Consider the following 16,300-nt stretch of genomic DNA (forward strand, 5'->3'; position numbering starts at 1 on the left):
CTACTTTTTCGCAAGTACTGAAACGACGCCAATGATTATTCCACCGAGGCCAGTGATCCAAGTTAACCAAAAAGCCTTAATCTCCCGACGGTGCTTTTGAGCCTCTCTAATGGCTGCAATCGCAGCGTACTCACCAGCTGTCGTCAAACATCTAACACTATCTTGAGTGAGTCCACTCTCAACGGACTCCCACAATTTCTCATCGTGGGGATCAACCATTGGGACACCGAGTTTTTCTAACCGGTACCGATAGATTTTCGTGACCAGAGAGCGGCGCCATTGGTATAGCTCAGTGCTGTCGCAGTAATACGAATAAAGCGCACCACTGTCATGAGCCGCCTGAGTATTTGGCGGCCTTGTTTTATCGAGCTCATCCTCTGCTTTCCTGCATGTTCGTAAATCAAATTGATACTGCCAAATTGTTGGCAACATGGCCTTGATCCGAGTTTTCAGCTTCATCGCCCAGTCCGTCAGACATTCAATGCAGCAATATACCGCCCGGGCATGCCCCGGCATAGGACGCCCCATGCCCAAAGAAAAGATGAAGGCCTATCACGTCGGTGAAGGCTCTGAAGGTGAACACGTCATCACCTTTGCAACCAACAGCGCTACGGCGCGCCGCGAGGGCGGCAACGAGCTGAACCTGACCTTCGAAGAGGTGGACTTCTGCCGGCGCGCGCCGTGGGCTGATCAGTTCGCAGGTCAGCGCTTCATACCGGCCAAGGCCTACCACGAGCAGGGCTGGTGGTTGTACTGCAACAACTGCGAGAACCAGATCCACGAGGACGAGGAAGACGAAGAAGGTAACCCGCTTCAGATCGTCTACGACGGCAGGCACGCTTACTGCGATCAGGGCTGCAAAGACGCGCGGGACAGGGAGATCGCTGATGCAAATGCCAAGGGCGAGGTCTTCAAAGCAAAGGTGCTGGCAGAGCGGCCCGATCTGACCTTCACCGAGTGGAGCATCGGGTGGCCACAGATTTCGATGTCTGCCAAGTTCCAGTTCCCTGGCTCGCAGTATGGCGGGTCGGTGAGTGATCACGACGGCGACGGCACCCTGAGCTGGTATGTGGCCCTGGGCGACAAGGCCGCGTGGGACTTCTACCAGAAGGAGCGCGCAGCATGATCAACTTCTTCTGGCGCCTGGTCGCCAAGCTCCTGGCCCGCCCGGCAATCGCCGACTGGCTCATCGCCCGCGCCAAGCTCACACCGTACCAGCACATCATGTCCGCCGATGGCACCGAGATGTACATGGACCGCTGGTGGCTTTTCAACCCGTACAGCCGGGAGACGCACAGCCGGCGAACTGGTGGTGCCCGTGGTCGTTCCGGATCCACCACATCCTGCGCGAGGACAACGACCGGGATCTGCACGATCACCCGTGGAACGCCCGTACGATCATCCTGCGCGGCTGGTACACGGAGCAGCGCCTGCTTCAGCCAGATGATCCGGTACTTCACCAGTTGCTGATGAAAGCCTCCGAGATGCGCCAGTCGTTCGACGCTGCCTTCCAGGCCACCGAGTACATCGAACGCCAGCCAGGCGACACCGCCCGCCTCAACCACGGCGAATACCACCGCATCGACAAGGTATCCCCCGGCGGCGTCTTCACCCTCTTCATCACCAGCAAGTGGCGCGGTGACTGGGAATTCCTCGTAAACGGCGTGAAGGTGCCTTGGCGCACCTACACAGGCACCGACAACTGATTGGAGTTTGCATGATGCGCAACATAAAAACGCGTAACGGTTTCGAGTTCTGGGACAAGCTGAACGCCCTACCGCGCTACGCCTTCCTCCTTTCGCCATCCGGCAAGTCGGTGCAAAAGTTCGAAGACCAGGCCATGGGCAAATGGATCGATGTGCACGAAGCGCAAAAGGTCGTCGACCAGGCTCAGGACGAGATCAATCAATTTCGCGCCGAGCGTGACGCCCTGCAGCAGCGCCTGAACGCAGCGGATCAGCGGATTGATGAGCAGGTCCAAGAGCGGGAGACCCTGATCTCTTACGGCCGAAGCCTGGGACTTGATGAAGCTTCGACACTGTGCAGTCGGATGGCCTACGACGAGTACTACCCGAAGGCATCGCGCTTCAGATTTTTCGTGCCGAAGGCGCAAGAGAAGCTGGGCAATCTGCTCATCAAGGCAGCATACGCAATCGCCAACTTGCCGGGTGGCCCGTACGAACGGCACTGCGCACGCCAGCAGAAGAAAGCGGAAAAGTCAGCAACTGCCCGATAGGTGTATATCTGTACTCCATCGCAAAACTACTCCCTCCCCCTTCAAAGTCAGCCGCTGTAGAGGCAAAAATTCTTTACAAGAAAAACTGTAGAGCATCACTCTTTTCGATTTTCAAAGTGCAATTTTTTCTTATCGAAGCTGTGATTGAGTTAGAGCTTTCCCAGAACACATGAAATAAAAATCGTTCATAGGACCGTAAGCATCAGATACCACATCCGAGGCATAGTCCACGAACCCATTATCCCTGATATCTTTAGGAATGTACGCCTCCTCCTCTTCCACCTGCATAAAATTGACCAAAGATACTCTCACATGTTCAATTTCGCGCATTTCAACATATGCCAACTGCATACTTTCAAAAAGTCGGGCATCTAATTCTGCGACTGTATCCACAAAACGATCATAATATTTAAAGCTCACCTTTGGAATTGGCGTCATTGCTCCTGAACCAGCCTGAGAATCGGTATATGAGAAAAAATCCATACCACGAATTAGCTTGTACTCTAATTTCGGCCTGTCTTCAGAATCTTGGTTCTTAGACGCTTCTGAAAATATCCTGCTAAGTGTTTTTTGCGCATAATAATTAAGCCGCAACTCTTCAGCCAACAAGACCTTACATGCCTTGACTCGCCTCCCCTGCTCTTTCTTTTTTCTTCGAGAATCAAGAAACTCTTTGCCAAAAAAAGTTAACAACGCAACAAGAATAGCAAAATCAAAAACTTTCGCTTCTTCCACTTTCTTTCCTAACCAAGAAAATCCGGCAGAAGAAATAAGTTTAGAGCAAAACATGACCAACAAGTAACCGAACGCGATTGAAAGAACGCCAAAAACAACACCCAATATGATTGGAAGTACATCTTTAAGCAGCTTCAAATTCATCCCTACCACTCAGAAAAACGTTTATTAAATAATAACCTATCTTCTGCCGCCACGTGCATGGAGCATCACCATGGAAACAGAAATCCTCTCCGACGAAGAGTTGGCGGATCTCACCGGTTACAAGGCGCGCGCGTATCAGCGCCGCTGGCTCATTGATCGCCAGTGGGTGTTCGTCGAAAGCCGCGGCAAACGCCCACTGGTGGGTCGGATGTATGCCCGCATGAAGCTGGGCATGATCAACCCGACCATTGCCGATCCTAACCCTCCGCCGGCGGCGCCGGCATGGACGCCTGATTACTCGCGAGTGAATTGATATGCGCCCCCGCAAGACCGAGCACCACCACCTGCCACCACGGATGTACAAACGATCCCGCAAACGCAAGAACGGTACCACCTGGACGGCCTATTACTACCGCGACCTGCTCGGAAAAGACATACCGCTGGGCAAGGATCTCGACAAAGCCCGGTTGAAATGGGCCGAGCTGGAAGCCAAGGAAAAGCCGCTCGATCTGCGCACCATGAAAGGCATCTTCGATCGGTACATCCGCGACGTGGTGCCCAAGAAGGCGCCGCGCACGCAGAAGGACAACCTGGCAGAGATCAAGCAGTTGCGGCCGATGTTCGACAGCGCGCCGATTGACTCGATCACTCCGGCGACGATTGCCGGATATCGTGATGCACGATCGGCAAAGGTTCGGGCGAACCGCGAGATCGCTACCCTCTCCCATATTTTCAACATTGCCCGGGAGTGGGGGCTGACAACAAAGGAAAACCCCTGCCAGGGCGTGCGCAAGAACAAGGAAACGCCCAGGGACTATTACGCGAATGATGTGGTTTGGGAGGCGGTGTACAAGAAGGCAGCTCAGGAGCTGAAAGACGCGATGGACCTGGCCTATCTGACCGGACAGCGACCGGCAGACGTGCTGGTGATGAGGAAGGACGATGTTGAAGGGGGCTATCTAACAGTTCAGCAAAACAAAACGCAGAAGAAGCTGCGCATACAGATGACTACCGCCGGAGAAGCAAACAGCCTGGGCAAGCTGATCGCCGCAATTACAGGGCGAAACGCCCAGCACGTTTCGAGTTACCTGATCATCAATAGGAGCGGTAAACGGATGACGGCCACGATGCTCAGGAAGCGCTGGGACGCGGCTCGGGAAAGGGCAAAAATGGAAGCGTTTGAGAAAGGTGACGAGCTGCTCGCCAGCCGGATCGGGGAATTCCAGTTCCGCGACATTCGCCCAAAGGCCGCGTCGGAGATCAGCGATGTGGGCGATGCAAGCCTGTTGCTCGGACACACGAAAGGCGACATCACCGAGCGGGTTTATCGCCGTGTCGGTGCCATCGCGAAGCCGTCAAAAGAGTGAAGAAAAGAGTTCCATAACTTGAAGTGCACCCCTTGTAGAATGCGGTCTGCAGGGGTGCTGAAAACTGAAAGTAATGGAACGAAAAACAGCTACAATGTGCAGCCCGTTTGAATCTATTTAACGGTCTTGAAAACCGTCGACTGTAACAGGTCCATGAGTTCGAATCCCATCGCCTCCGCCATATTTGATACGACAAAGCCCTGATTATTCGGGGCTTTGTCGTTTCTAGCATTCAGGAATTTTGCTCCTCTCTTTATAGATCGTTTCCGCATCTTTTCGGCCATTTCCGCAACCCTACTTTTCAGACCGCCCTCCTCCCGTCAATTTCAATTGCCAAATTTAATGCGACAGACGAATTTTGAGTGGAGCAGTAGGCTGCTTTCGGCCAAAAGCGGACGCTAACTGCCATTCCCCATCCAGTGCTCCCAAACAGGAACCTGAACCAGTCATTTCAATGGGTCATAGCTGATCAACGTCTTTGGCTCCAAATACGCGCTCATCCCCCACCTGCCCATTTCGCGCCCAAGGCCTGAATGCTTGAATCCACCGAAGGGGGCACGCGGTTCGTGGGCCAGGGTGTTGATGAGCACGCGTCCCGAATCGATCTGACGGGCGACGTTCATACAACGTTCGGAGCTTTTTCCCAGCACCAGAGCGCTCAGCCCATAGTCCGTATCGTTGGCAATGCTGATCGCATCGGCATCATCCTCGTAGGGGATGATCGTCAGCACGGGGCCGAAAATTTCCTCACGCGCGATGCGCATCCGGTTGGTGGCATCAGTGAAGATCGTGGGCTTCACAAACCATCCGGCATGCAAGCCTTCCGGGCGACCTTCGCCACCCGCCAGCAACCTTGCGCCTTCTTCGTGGCCGGTACGGATGTAGCGCTGCACCCGCTCCCATTGTTTCTGGCTCACCATCGGACCGATGTCGGTGTCGGCGTTGCGTGGATCGCCCGATTGAATCTGTGAGACACCCTCCTTCGCAATCCGCTCGAACTCTGCCAGCCGGCTGTGCGGCACGAGGATGCGAGTGCCCGCGATGCAGGCCTGGCCGCTGTTGAGAAATCCGGCTTGCAGCACCAACGGCATGACCGCTTGGAAATCAGCATCGTCAAGCACCACGGTGGGGGACTTGCCGCCCAATTCGAGCGTCACGCGCTTCATGGTGTCGGCACCGGTTCTTACCAGATGCTGACCGACAGCGGACGAACCCGTGAACGAGATCTTGGCAACGTCGGGATGACGGGCGATCTCCTCGCCAACCACATCGCCCCGTCCGTTGACGACATTGAAAACACCCGGTGGCAGCCCCGCTTCGTGCAACGCTCTGACCACGACCTGCGTCTGCAACGCGCTCATCTCGCTGGGCTTGATGACAGCGGTGCAGCCTGTCGCCAGCGCGGTGGCCAGCTTGTTGCAGATGAAGCCCGCATTGCTGTTCCAGGGCGTGATCAGACCGGTCACGCCCACGGGCGTCAGAATGACCCTGGCCACGCCAACCTGTTCCTCGAAATCGAACGCCTCCAGTGCATCGATTGCTTGCGCAATCACATCGGCCGGATAAGTCGCCATCCAGCGCCCGCGAACCGCAGGCGCGCCGTATTCCACGAGGATGGCTTCCAACAGTTCCTCCTCCCTTGCCGCCATGGCCCGGTGCATGCGTTGCAGTGCCGCAATGCGCTCCCCCCGGCTAGTACGAGCCCACGCCGGGAACGCAACCTTGGCGGCTGCGATCGCACGCTGTGCGTCCAATGCATCGCCCAGCCGAACCTGACCGATGACTTCCTCGGTGCTCGGGTTATGAAGGTCGAACCACTCCTGACCGTGCGGAATGACGAACTCGCCGTCGATGTAGATATGTTCAATGAGTTGCATGGCGACTCCTCGCTCAAAAACGACTCGCCTGAATCGAGCCTCTGTGATGAAGTCTAAGAAGGGTTCATTATTCCGATAAGCCACCTTTTGGCTTATGAAGCATCCGCATATTCAGGACAATCCATGCACAGAACAGGAATGACCGAGCTGGAAGTGGTTCTGGCCGTGGCGCGCCGCAGCAGTTTTCGCGGCGCGGCACAGGAATTGGGCATGTCCACCACCGCCGTGAGCAGCGCGGTGGCCGGCCTGGAAGCACGCCTGAAAGTGCGCCTGTTCAATCGCTCCACGCGCAGCGTGGCCCTCACCGACATTGGGCAACGCTATGTGGCACGTATCGCCCCTGCATTGGCGCAGATCAAAAGTGCCGGCGAAGAAGCCAGCCTCGGCCCCGATGAACCCAGCGGCACATTGCGCATCAATGCACCGCATGGCGCGGCCTACCTGCTGTTGGATCCGCTATTGAAGCAGTACGCTCAGCGCTATCCCGAAGTGCGCATCGACATCGTCAGCGAATCAAGCATGGTCGACATCATCGCCGGTGGCTTCGACGCCGGGATCCGCCTGGCGGAGTCTGTGCCGCAAGACATGATTGCCGTGCCACTGTCAGGTGACATCCGGATGCTCGTAGTAGCAACGCCCGAGTACCTCGAACGCCACGGCGTGCCCGAGCATCCGCGAGATCTGCTTACCCACCAGAGCATCTGCATGCGCATGGCCCACGGTGGCCTCTATCAGTGGGAATTGGAGCGCGATGGCCAAAAGCTGCAGATGGATCTGCCGGTGCGCTTCGCCTCCAACGAGTTGCTGGCCATCAAACAGGCCGTGGTGTCGGGCCTTGGCATTGGTTTCATCTCCGAGTGGTTCATCCAAGAAGAACTGGCGAGCGGCGCCCTGGTGCCGGTGTTGATGTCATGGTGCCCGTCGTTTGGCGGGTTGAGGCTCTACTACTCGGGCCATCGCTTCGTGCCGGCGCGATTGCGCGCACTGATTGAACTGGCGCAAGAGTTGCGGCCCACGGTGGTTTGATAATGTTCCGCCGCCTTTTTTATCGTCCCCCTTCGGCCAAAAAAACACCCATCAGAAAGGACCGCTTTCGGCCAAAAGCTGCCATTCGTGATCGGCAGCAATCCGCAAAGGGGGGGGGCTTGGAACACCCTCACCGATCACTGCGGCTCCTACTCGCCGAGCCGCAGCTGCCTCGTCAACAGCCTGGTACAACCCATTGAGAGTGGCCGCGTCCCGCACTTCGACCATCTCCAGTCCGATTACAAATCCGGCGGCACAATCGCTGGCACTGCACATACCGCCGGCACTGGCGGAGGTCGCATTCATGCGCACATCATGGTCTAGAAGATGTGCCGTGATTCCAGTTGGCCGGGAGATGGTAGAACAACACGGGCCGGCGTGATCGCCAGGCGCGCAAGAAAAGGCCCACGCACAGGAGCTAGGTGTGGGGGCCGATTGAACATAGGCTGGAATTCTACGCGTTAGCCAATGATGAACTTATCGCGGTGTTGGTGAATGAATTGGTCGAGAGTCGTCAGTTGAACGCCCCAGGTACGAACGGCATCGAGATCGACCTTATAGCCCTCAACGTTGTTCCATGACTCGGCTTGGGAGTACAGCTCGCCATAGGGTCTAGAGAGCGCCTCCTCTTTCGATAAGGTGACAGCCGAAACCGACTTGCCAGTGACCTGAGTTATCTTGGCAGCGACCTCGGGCAAAGTGAATGACTCTGCGGCGAGGTCAATTTCATGGCCATGGAAACGCTCGGGCTCTGCAAAGGCAGCCGCCGCAAAGGCACCGATGTCCTCCACCGCGATCCAGTCAATGAGAGTGTCCGATGCTATTGCAGTTTCAAATCGACCCCGTTCGCGAAGTGTGGGGAATTGTAAATCCGCCTGCGGCGGCACAATGTCCTCCATGATCATAGCCGGCTTTAGAATGACCCAGTGAGTGAAGCCCTGTGTCTTCACCATCTCGTTCACCGCCGCCTTATTTAGCCAGTACAGCGGCTCCCAACGCCCCTCATTCCAGCCGACAAAGCTCTCATGATCGCCAGCACGAGCGACCGAAGAGTGGACGATCACACGTACGCCTGCCCGATGAGCGGCCTCAACTAGAGCCTTGCCGGCCAAAACTTCAGTATGTGGATCACTAGGCTGTGATCCCATTTGCACGGAAAAAACGCCACCCACTCCTACCAATGCCGAGTCGAGGCTAGCCGTATCGGTGAATTCACCCTTTACAACCTCGACGCCCTGGGCTGCGAGTGCTTGCGCCCCAGAAGAAGAAGGATCGCGTACAAAAGCGCGCACAGGGTGGCCCGCCCGCAGCAGCGCGCGGACAACTGAGCCACCTTGTTTGCCAGTGGCGCCCATGACGAGAATTGGGGAAGTAATCGGAGTAGACATAAGCAGCCTCTCAAAAAAGTAAGCGCGCTCAGCGCTGGAAGAGTTCAGCCATGGTAGGATTGTCCAATACGAAACGCAACAGTTTCGGAAATCGTGTGTTCCGTAACAATTCCTCTATGATGACTTCCATGAACGATCAAGCTATTCACCATAAGCGTCGCCTGCCTCCCGCAGAACGGGGGCGCGCTCAAGACAAAAGTCGGGACGGTCTCATCATCAAAGCGGCACTTGAGCTGCTATGGGAGAAGGGGTATCACCACCTGACGATGACAGATGTGGCGACGCGAGCGGGAGTGTCGAAAGCTACACTTTACCGGCGATGGACAGCTAAATCGGATCTCGTGACCGATGCCTTTGATACGTTGGATTTACTGAGTTCGCCTGAGTATCCAGGTACGTCACTACGAAGCGATCTTATCGCCTTAATGGAGCAAGTCAGCAGGTGTGAAGACCGTCCAAAAATCGTAACTTCGACGATGGAAATGGCTCGGCTGCACCCTGATCTTTACCTGTCTTTAACCGAACGCTTTAGCGCGTTTCTACAAACAGAATTGGGCAAGCTCGCTAGCCACACGAATGATGCGAGGAGCGCACCCTTGGCTGAGAATGAGCTCAAGGTGATGGGTGATACGGTCGTCGCGCTTTTGGCCTACTACGCTGGCCCTACAGGTTCACCAATCTCGCGTGAGCAACTGATTGGACTCGTCGACCATGTGTTGATGGTGCTAATGACGGGGGCAAGTGTCGCAGGGCAGAAGATCTAAGCCGCGGCGTGCTTCCTCTGCCGCGGCTTATCAAAAACCCATTCCGTCTACCGATAGATCACTACGATTTTCTCAGCAGCATGATCGCCTCAGTAATCGCTTGCGCATTTTGATCCAGCGTACCCAGCGCCGCCACGGCGTTCTCGGCCACATCTAATGCGCCAGATGTGGAAAGCTATACGGTGACCTCTACTATTGCCGCCGCCAGGGCATGCTGGTTGTGCAGAAGCAACGTCAGCGCATCAGCAGTGGCGATGTTGGAGGCTGAGTTATCTGACAGGGGATCCATCCTGGAAATGAGTGGTTTGCAAAGCCTAGCTTATGCGGCAGCACTCAAGGGCCGAGATAGGCACACATAGCTCCATTATCCGCACCAGAACAGTGCGCCATCTCAGTCTCATATGGCCTTTTTTAGACGTCAAAAACCGCAAGCCCCCGACTCTCTCTAAAAAAATTAGCGGGTTGCGTTTACTGAATGTGGCGGTGAAGGAGAGATTGAAACCAAAAAACTTTTGCCGCCTTCAATCTCCTCAAGATTCATCATTACAGTCCTATTATGGCCGATAGCAGTCGCTTCCGAGCGTCCGCTTATGGACGAATGCTGCCTGTCGCGAAGGGCTGAAATCGGCCAAAAGCGGACTCTCACGATAGCTGCTTTTTGGACGCCAGCGCACGACGCGGCGTCTGACCCAAAATGGATCTCAGTCGCGCGCTAGCTGTCGAGAAATTCAAACGACGAGTTTTAGCAGATTTTCCAACAGCTCTTTAAACTCAGCGCGATCTGTATAATTTTCCCGATGCGTAGACCGGTGGAGGATCTGCTCAGCCGTCATCAGCGGCCAGAGTTTGTCGATCACATCGTCCGCTTTGATGTTCTTATCTCAGAACCCAATCTCAACGACGGCTTTTTTCTCCTGCTCTGGCGATTGCTTGACTCGTAGAGTGTTGAAGGAAGAGATTTGCAAAAAAATATTCGTCATTTACATGTACCTTCCAGCAGCAAAGGACGCTTGATGAGAACCCCGTTACTCGCCCTTACCCTCGCAGCTCTATTGAGCGCATGCGCAATCCCTTACGAAACCCCGGAAGCCCGCGCCAATATTGAACGCGATCTGAAGCTCAGCGCAGACGAAATCGTCACTATCACCGAAACCAACTGGTGCTTATCTCCCTATGGTGATTTGCAAGTGTGCAGACCCAAGCAAGGCCTGGGTGTGCTGACCAAGAGCAAGCTAGTGCTGGCCTTCTATAAGGGCGGCATCTACCAGCAAGCTGAAGTCATCAACGCCAGCGATGTGCAGTGTGCCCACCTGCAAAGTGGCAGAGCCGCAGCCGATACCTTCTACCTATTCAGTGAACGTTGGGCCGCCATGCTGGCGCCAATTACCGTGGGAGGTGCTTTGGCCCTCGACAAGAAAGCCCAGTTCCTGAGCGTGCTAGTGCCGCCAAACACTGAGAGCTTCACGGCTGCGCAAGGAAATTTTATTCAGGTCACCGATCGCAAGAATTACTCGGCTGTGGCGGTACCAGGTACCAAAACCTATGTAGGAACCAGCGAGAGTATTCGCCAGATTTTTAATCCGTGTACGCAGGGAAAGAATCGCTCAGCCGCATCCTAAGTCCTGACCTGACCTTTCGAGTGAAACAGTCCCAGCAGCAATTGAAGCGCAAGTAGTTCAATGCAAGCCCGATGCGCCGGGCCTGTCGAGAGCCGACAGTCGGCTGCCGACAGTTACAGACACAACGAAAAAGAAGGGCTGCATTGGGTCGTTTTCTGCCTCTCGCGACGGGCAGAAAACGGCCAATAGCGGCCGTTCTGGAATGGCAGGAAACGACCGATAACTGCCTTCGATACGCGACTTTCGCCCGCCAGCGGCTCGATTGTAAGAATATGGCGGAGAGCTGCAAAACCGCCTACGCTTATAGAATGATTCCTCGAACGCCTTGCCCATCTGGTGGTATAGAGCCGAGAGATCTGACTTCCTTTGACCGTCCGGTTAACACCCACCCGGACCAACCCGCGCCTATCGCCAGCAACTGCCCCCTGAGTCCGGTCCACACGACCAGCAGTACGGCGCAACGGGTAAAAGCCAGACCCAGTCCCTTCACCTGCCGTTCAAAAGCGACCGATGCCGCAGCACCTCTGGAAACGGGGGCGCTGTTAACGTTCTGCCATGAGGTCAATCCGTATGTATCGGCCGAGCACGATTCCTTACCAGCAGCATCGAGGGTTCAGCCGAACCTTCACTCAGGGGCATTTGAGCCTTGGATTATTCTTTCCCATGGAGGCGTTCGACGGGGACACTCCGAGCATGCTCAACCAGGTCACACTGGCTAAAAAAGCCGAGGCGCTGGGCTTCTGCGCGCTCTGGTTTCGCGACGTGCCGCTTCGCGACCCTGGCTTTGGCGATGTCGGCCAAGTCTTCGACCCCTGGGTTTACCTGGGTTATATGGCCGCCCATACCTCGGAGATTGCACTTGGCACCGCCTCCATCGCCATCCCGCTGCACCATCCCCTGCACACGGCCAAGGCGTCAGCCAGCGTCGATCAGTTGAGCACTGGTCGCTTGATTCTGTGGGTTGCTTCGGGAGATCGGCCAGTGGAGTTTTCGGCGTTTGGCGTCGATCCCGAAAGGCGTGGAGAGATCTTTCGAGAACACTACGAAGTGATTCGCCGCGCCCACAGCACCAGTTTTGAGCCCATCCACTGGAGCACTGGTGAAATGCAAGGCGCAGACCTGATTCCGAAACCTACCACCCAATTCATTCCAATGCTCGTGACCGGCAACAGTCGCCAGTCACTGGATTGGATCGCGCGTGAGAGCAACGGATGGATCAACTATCCACGCATTCCGAACATGCAGCGGCTGGTCGTGGAAGATTGGCGACTGGAGGTCACGAAACAATGTGGCTCTGTGTACAAGCCCTTTACTCAGTCGCTGTACATCGATCTCGATGAAAATCCGTCCACGCCCCCCACACGTATCCATTTGGGTTTCAGACTGGGACGTTACCATCTACGGTTTTTGCTGGAGTCGCTTGAGGAAATCGGCGTGGACCACGTCATTCTCAATCTCAAATACGGCAAGCGCCCTGCGGCGGAGGTTATCGAGGAATTGGGTACGCACATCGTTGCGCAGTTCGGAGTGCAGCCGCGTCCGGCAGCGCATTGAACATCGGTCACTGCTACGCCGACGAATGCTCACTTGACGAAACCATAAAGTGTCACGGCGCGGATGACCTCCGGATCTACATCAATGATGGAGATCTTCGCGCCATGAGCGACCGGTGCCCGGCAAGCAATCTACCCTACCCAGCCTAAACCCGTGATGAGCACATTGCCTTGCAGATTCTGTGCGGCTTCCACGCCGTCCATGGACACGATTTGCGCGCGTATCCTTTCAGGGTAGCTTGGCCGCAAGGACGTCAACCTTCTCGATTGATGGCGGTTCGGCAAACAGCTCGGCAGCGTTTGTCATAAGCGCCGCCGCGACCTTGCCCGAAAGATGAGCCTGCCGGCCCGCTTCATCCGGAAATGCGTCAAAGATGCCAAAGGTAGACGGCCCCAAGCGGATTCCAAACCAGGCTGTAGTGGCTGGCTCCTCCTCCACTAAAGGAAGGCCGCTCAAGAGAAAGCGCTCCACCTCTTTCTCTTTCCCAGGTTTTGCTTCCAGACGAACGAACAACGCTACTTTGACCATGACGTGGCTCCTGTTGTTACGATGCGGCTGGTGCTATCTGGTCGCAATAGCTAAAAGGGGCATCCGGCAATTAACTATGGTCGACGACACCAGGATTACAAACCCAAAGAGACCAAGGGTAGCGTCGCATGTCGCTTGGACACTGAGAATGACGTAGTAGGCAGCGCGCAAACCGCAGACCAGCCGCGTGATCACTTTTCCCGAGCTGTGGCCTGATAATCAAGACTCAACGATATCTGAAATTCAGGAGAACATAACAGATCATGGTGACTGTCAAGCCGACCAATATGTACTCGACACGCGGTAGAAATATAACTAACCCACCTAAAGAAAACACGATCAAGGTGTTTTGCAGTATGTATTTCCTTATTCGACTCACAGCTATGAAATAGCCATATTGCTTCCCCAGGAAAAACAAGACCATGCCGGTGATCGACATAATCTGGAAATCGCGCATCGCAATGTCGTTCAGGATCGCATGCCTGATCAAATTTGCCAGAAGTGCCAGCCCCATAAAAAGAAAAAGGTGCGAGTAGATTAAGGCGTGCCCACTCATACTGCTTTGATGTTTGTTCAATAAGTAAAAACTATCAAAATAGATCCACCAGATACTGCAAATCATGATAAATCCGGTGATGGCCGCCATCACATTATAATAACCCCATTGAATGTTAGACAGGCCTCCGGAAAGGCTAATAATTGACTCCCCCAATAAGATTAGGGTGAGTAGACCTATGCGCTCAACCAAGTGTTCCGTGTGTGCTGGCAACGGTTTTAGTTTAGTCCAGAAAAATACAGGAAACAGAACATCAAGAATAATCCCAATATAAGCAACAAGGTAACGCAAGGGCGGGTCAAAAATAACGGATGAAAGGCTAATAACTGCGCTAACTAATAGGGCAAAACCAAGCCTTGAGGAAAGTTCGCCGCGAGAATCGAGTTTACTAATGGATGAAATGTACATAACACTGATGATCGCTCGTATTCCAAAATAGCAGGCAATAATAAGCGGGTAGTTCACTTCCAGGTCTTCTCCGATCCGTGCCGATAGCACAATGAGCAGGAGCATTATGAATAATGTTGCCAAACGGTGAAGATTGCTGTCTGTATCGAACCTGTTGGAGTAAATCGTGTGACTGGACCAGATCCACCACAACGGTACAAAAAGCAGTAAGAATGTCCATAATTGCTTATGTTCAAAGTGGCCGTCATGAACATGTCCGAGAGTGTGCGTAACCTGGCCTATCGTAACAACGAAAGTCAGGTCAAAAAACAACTCCAACCATGTGGCGTGTCGATTTTCTTCATAATACTTCAAAGATTTCATTAGTTGCCGGCTCCGTGTCCACCTCTTTAATGTAAAAGGAAGCTAACGTTGGTTTTTCCTCGGCTCCGATGTGGGTGATGCCAAGCCGATTTGGCTCTCTAGCGATTTCGTCCACGCACTAACAAAAGCTCAATCATCTGACTCATCCCGATGAACTCTGGAACTCCGTCATAGCGAAGCCCGTCAATGTAAAACGCTGGGGTGCCATTCACGCCGCTGCGTACACCGCCATTGAAATCGGCTTGTATTTTGGGAATGTAAGTATCCTCTTGCATTGCAAGATCGAATTCCTCCCTGGAAAGGCCGTGTTTGAGAACAATGGCGCGATACAGCGGCAGACCCAATCGATCCTGATTTTCATACAATTCGTCGTGAGCCTCCCAGAAGAACCCTCGACTCCCGGCATACTCCGCGGTGACCGCTGCACCCAGCGCATGCGGGTGAGCAGTGGTCAGAGGAAAGTTACGGAACACGAACAGCAAATCATCGCGAAAATGCTGCTGCAGATTCTTGACCATCCAATACGCTTCACCGCAATAGGGACATTCATAGTCGCCAAATTCGACCAAGGTGACCTTGGCATGCGCACTTCCCTGGCGATGGTCGTTGGCACTTACCGGGACTTTGAGAGTGGCCATGTAATCACCTGTTAATTTTTGGTTGGCGTGCTTTGTGGCGAATTCACCAGAGCATCCAGAGCATCCAGCGCATCCAGAATGCCGTCCGCCCCAGGGTTGATTGCCATTGGTGAGACGTAGCTCCAGGCGACCACCCCCTCCTTGTCAATCACGAACAGTGCCCTCTTACAAACTCCGAGCTGGGACTCGTACGCTCCATACTGTCGTGCCACCGCCCCTTTGGGCTCGAAATCGGCCAGCAGGCTGAAGTGGAAATTTCGATCTTTGGCAAAGGCCTGATGACACCAGGCGCTGTCAACCGAGATACCCAATAGCACCGCACCGTATTCTCTGAAGGTGGGTAACAACTGGTTGTACAAGGTCAGTTGGTCACCACACACCGAAGTCCAGTCAGCGGGATAAAACGCCAGTATCACGGGATTTCCCTTTAGCTCACGCAGCGACAACTGTTGATCAGGGGTTGCGTGAAGAGTGAAGTCGGGCGCGACAGTGCCGGCCGGCAGCGGACCCTGAACCAGGTCGCCATTGGTTTTTTGTGCATCATCGAACTCTAAAGTATTCATTGCTTGAACCTGATAGATGGGTGGTTGGGACGTGCTCAGTGGGATGCGACGTGCCCGGCGGGATAACTCCATCCACCATCAAGGGGTTCAAAAAAAGACAACGCTGCCTCGATCTCAGCCTGAGCCTGAGTGATTTCGGCAGCGAAACATTCACGTTCCGCATCAAGGAACACAAGAAGATCCGCCGTGTAATCGCGGAATTGGATTAGGCCAGGTTGGCAGGGGAATGTTCAGATTCGCTCTGGCTCACCAATGACTATAGTCGTTGATGACGCTTGCCGTAGTCGCTGAACGAATTTTCGGTACCCTCAAGTGCCAACAACACTAACGCGCTTATCTTGCTGCCATTTCAGGCGGCGCTTTAACACGATGATTTTGGCAGCTATTTCGCCACTTCAGACAAATCTACATCTGCTTTCTGGACGACAACGGCTGCCCGTTACGACAAGCAGAAACCGACCAGAGGCAGACGACTCGGCCCCTTACCCCAACAGCCAGTCAAATCGTAAACATAAGTCTGTAACCAGCAGCTGG

At 54.4% G+C, this 16,300-nt stretch carries 16 protein-coding genes and 3 pseudogenes; 9 read left to right on the forward strand and 10 right to left on the reverse strand.

Annotated elements, in window-relative coordinates:
• Complete coding sequence (locus tag CAF74_RS19095) at positions 1-459, reverse strand: hypothetical protein (RefSeq protein ID WP_085747345.1); 459 nt, start codon at positions 457-459, stop codon at positions 1-3.
• 67 nt (positions 460-526) lie between these two features.
• On the opposite strand from CAF74_RS19095, the gene CAF74_RS19100 reads away from it, so the two are divergent.
• From CAF74_RS19100 to CAF74_RS19110, 3 genes and pseudogenes are all read left to right on the forward strand, one after another.
• Positions 527-1,126: a hypothetical protein gene (locus tag CAF74_RS19100; protein WP_085747346.1), complete on the forward strand. Its 600-nt coding sequence runs from the start codon at positions 527-529 to the stop codon at positions 1,124-1,126.
• A pseudogene (locus tag CAF74_RS19105) lies at positions 1,123-1,706 on the forward strand (hypothetical protein). The gene CAF74_RS19100 and the pseudogene CAF74_RS19105 overlap by 4 nt, the downstream one beginning before the upstream one ends.
• Positions 1,707-1,720: 14 nt before the next feature.
• Positions 1,721-2,236: a hypothetical protein gene (locus tag CAF74_RS19110; RefSeq protein WP_139832924.1), complete on the forward strand. Its 516-nt coding sequence runs from the start codon at positions 1,721-1,723 to the stop codon at positions 2,234-2,236.
• 129 nt (positions 2,237-2,365) lie between these two features.
• Here the strand turns inward: CAF74_RS19110 and CAF74_RS19115 are convergent, their stop codons facing one another.
• Positions 2,366-3,115 carry a hypothetical protein gene (locus CAF74_RS19115; protein WP_085747348.1) on the reverse strand — a complete coding sequence of 250 codons (750 nt, stop codon included), beginning with the start codon at positions 3,113-3,115 and terminating at the stop codon, positions 2,366-2,368.
• Between the two features lie 70 nt (positions 3,116-3,185).
• Here CAF74_RS19115 and CAF74_RS19120 point away from each other — a divergent pair, with 70 nt between their 5' ends.
• Together CAF74_RS19120 and CAF74_RS19125 are read left to right on the forward strand one after the other, a co-directional pair.
• Positions 3,186-3,428, forward strand: coding sequence for a DUF4224 domain-containing protein (locus CAF74_RS19120; RefSeq protein WP_085747349.1), 243 nt, complete (start codon positions 3,186-3,188; stop codon positions 3,426-3,428).
• A gap of 1 nt (position 3,429) precedes the next feature.
• The gene (locus CAF74_RS19125; RefSeq protein WP_085747350.1) at positions 3,430-4,482 is read left to right on the forward strand and encodes a tyrosine-type recombinase/integrase; all 1,053 of its coding nucleotides are present in this window, start codon (positions 3,430-3,432) and stop codon (positions 4,480-4,482) included.
• A gap of 446 nt (positions 4,483-4,928) precedes the next feature.
• On the opposite strand, the gene CAF74_RS19130 is transcribed toward CAF74_RS19125, so the two are convergent.
• Positions 4,929-6,359 carry an aldehyde dehydrogenase family protein gene (locus CAF74_RS19130; protein ID WP_085747351.1) on the reverse strand — a complete coding sequence of 477 codons (1,431 nt, stop codon included), beginning with the start codon at positions 6,357-6,359 and terminating at the stop codon, positions 4,929-4,931.
• Positions 6,360-6,482: 123 nt separating this feature from the next.
• Here CAF74_RS19130 and CAF74_RS19135 point away from each other — a divergent pair, with 123 nt between their 5' ends.
• Complete coding sequence (locus tag CAF74_RS19135) at positions 6,483-7,385, forward strand: LysR family transcriptional regulator (RefSeq protein ID WP_176240495.1); 903 nt, start codon at positions 6,483-6,485, stop codon at positions 7,383-7,385.
• A gap of 461 nt (positions 7,386-7,846) precedes the next feature.
• Here CAF74_RS19135 and CAF74_RS19145 read toward each other — a convergent pair whose 3' ends face one another.
• Positions 7,847-8,773, reverse strand: a complete 927-nt coding sequence (locus CAF74_RS19145) for an NmrA/HSCARG family protein (protein WP_085747354.1) — start codon at positions 8,771-8,773, stop codon at positions 7,847-7,849.
• 128 nt (positions 8,774-8,901) lie between these two features.
• On the opposite strand from CAF74_RS19145, the gene CAF74_RS19150 reads away from it, so the two are divergent.
• The gene (locus CAF74_RS19150; protein ID WP_176240496.1) at positions 8,902-9,537 is read left to right on the forward strand and encodes a TetR/AcrR family transcriptional regulator; all 636 of its coding nucleotides are present in this window, start codon (positions 8,902-8,904) and stop codon (positions 9,535-9,537) included.
• Between the two features lie 61 nt (positions 9,538-9,598).
• Here the strand turns inward: CAF74_RS19150 and CAF74_RS29440 are convergent.
• Positions 9,599-9,817 (reverse strand): annotated as a pseudogene (locus tag CAF74_RS29440) (hypothetical protein).
• A gap of 733 nt (positions 9,818-10,550) precedes the next feature.
• Here CAF74_RS29440 and CAF74_RS19160 point away from each other — a divergent pair.
• The gene (locus CAF74_RS19160) at positions 10,551-11,156 is read left to right on the forward strand and encodes a hypothetical protein (protein ID WP_008075492.1); all 606 of its coding nucleotides are present in this window, start codon (positions 10,551-10,553) and stop codon (positions 11,154-11,156) included.
• A 570-nt stretch (positions 11,157-11,726) separates the two neighbouring features.
• Positions 11,727-12,710, forward strand: coding sequence for an LLM class oxidoreductase (locus CAF74_RS19165; protein WP_085747356.1), 984 nt, complete (start codon positions 11,727-11,729; stop codon positions 12,708-12,710).
• Between the two features lie 38 nt (positions 12,711-12,748).
• On the opposite strand, the pseudogene CAF74_RS29445 reads toward CAF74_RS19165, so the two are convergent.
• The 5 genes and pseudogenes from CAF74_RS29445 to CAF74_RS19190 form a co-directional block, all read right to left on the reverse strand.
• Positions 12,749-12,946, reverse strand: a pseudogene (locus CAF74_RS29445) (potassium transporter); the annotation flags it as partial.
• Positions 12,939-13,238: a putative quinol monooxygenase gene (locus CAF74_RS19175; RefSeq protein ID WP_085747357.1), complete on the reverse strand. Its 300-nt coding sequence runs from the start codon at positions 13,236-13,238 to the stop codon at positions 12,939-12,941. The gene CAF74_RS19175 and the pseudogene CAF74_RS29445, both read right to left, overlap by 8 nt.
• A gap of 226 nt (positions 13,239-13,464) precedes the next feature.
• Positions 13,465-14,565 (reverse strand): low temperature requirement protein A, encoded by a 1,101-nt coding sequence (locus CAF74_RS19180; protein ID WP_085747358.1) that lies wholly within the window; start codon positions 14,563-14,565, stop codon positions 13,465-13,467.
• Positions 14,566-14,663: 98 nt separating this feature from the next.
• Positions 14,664-15,203: a thioredoxin domain-containing protein gene (locus tag CAF74_RS19185; RefSeq protein WP_070086726.1), complete on the reverse strand. Its 540-nt coding sequence runs from the start codon at positions 15,201-15,203 to the stop codon at positions 14,664-14,666.
• Between the two features lie 11 nt (positions 15,204-15,214).
• Positions 15,215-15,766 (reverse strand): redoxin domain-containing protein, encoded by a 552-nt coding sequence (locus CAF74_RS19190; protein ID WP_085747359.1) that lies wholly within the window; start codon positions 15,764-15,766, stop codon positions 15,215-15,217.
• Between the last annotated feature and the right edge of the window lie 534 nt (positions 15,767-16,300).

The sequence above is a fragment of the Pseudomonas sp. R45(2017) genome (assembly GCF_002112305.1).
In the GTDB taxonomy this organism is placed as follows: domain Bacteria; phylum Pseudomonadota; class Gammaproteobacteria; order Pseudomonadales; family Pseudomonadaceae; genus Aquipseudomonas; species Aquipseudomonas paraglycinae.

Bases quoted from the DNA above. Each gene is read 5' to 3' on its own strand.
- CAF74_RS19120 (WP_085747349.1), top strand. From the start codon at position 3,186: ATGGAAACAGAAATCCTCTCCGACGAAGAGTTGGCGGATCTCACCGGT.
- CAF74_RS19185 (WP_070086726.1), bottom strand. From the start codon at position 15,203: ATGGCCACTCTCAAAGTCCCGGTAAGTGCCAACGACCATCGCCAGGGA.
- CAF74_RS19145 (WP_085747354.1), bottom strand. From the start codon at position 8,773: ATGTCTACTCCGATTACTTCCCCAATTCTCGTCATGGGCGCCACTGGC.
- CAF74_RS19175 (WP_085747357.1), bottom strand. From the start codon at position 13,238: ATGGTCAAAGTAGCGTTGTTCGTTCGTCTGGAAGCAAAACCTGGGAAA.
- CAF74_RS19150 (WP_176240496.1), top strand. From the start codon at position 8,902: ATGAACGATCAAGCTATTCACCATAAGCGTCGCCTGCCTCCCGCAGAA.
- CAF74_RS19130 (WP_085747351.1), bottom strand. From the start codon at position 6,359: ATGCAACTCATTGAACATATCTACATCGACGGCGAGTTCGTCATTCCG.
- CAF74_RS19100 (WP_085747346.1), top strand. From the start codon at position 527: ATGCCCAAAGAAAAGATGAAGGCCTATCACGTCGGTGAAGGCTCTGAA.
- CAF74_RS19125 (WP_085747350.1), top strand. From the start codon at position 3,430: ATGCGCCCCCGCAAGACCGAGCACCACCACCTGCCACCACGGATGTAC.
- CAF74_RS19190 (WP_085747359.1), bottom strand. From the start codon at position 15,766: ATGAATACTTTAGAGTTCGATGATGCACAAAAAACCAATGGCGACCTG.
- CAF74_RS19160 (WP_008075492.1), top strand. From the start codon at position 10,551: ATGAGAACCCCGTTACTCGCCCTTACCCTCGCAGCTCTATTGAGCGCA.
- CAF74_RS19115 (WP_085747348.1), bottom strand. From the start codon at position 3,115: ATGAATTTGAAGCTGCTTAAAGATGTACTTCCAATCATATTGGGTGTT.
- CAF74_RS19135 (WP_176240495.1), top strand. From the start codon at position 6,483: ATGCACAGAACAGGAATGACCGAGCTGGAAGTGGTTCTGGCCGTGGCG.
- CAF74_RS19095 (WP_085747345.1), bottom strand. From the start codon at position 459: ATGAAGCTGAAAACTCGGATCAAGGCCATGTTGCCAACAATTTGGCAG.
- CAF74_RS19180 (WP_085747358.1), bottom strand. From the start codon at position 14,565: ATGAAATCTTTGAAGTATTATGAAGAAAATCGACACGCCACATGGTTG.
- CAF74_RS19165 (WP_085747356.1), top strand. From the start codon at position 11,727: ATGTATCGGCCGAGCACGATTCCTTACCAGCAGCATCGAGGGTTCAGC.
- CAF74_RS19110 (WP_139832924.1), top strand. From the start codon at position 1,721: ATGCGCAACATAAAAACGCGTAACGGTTTCGAGTTCTGGGACAAGCTG.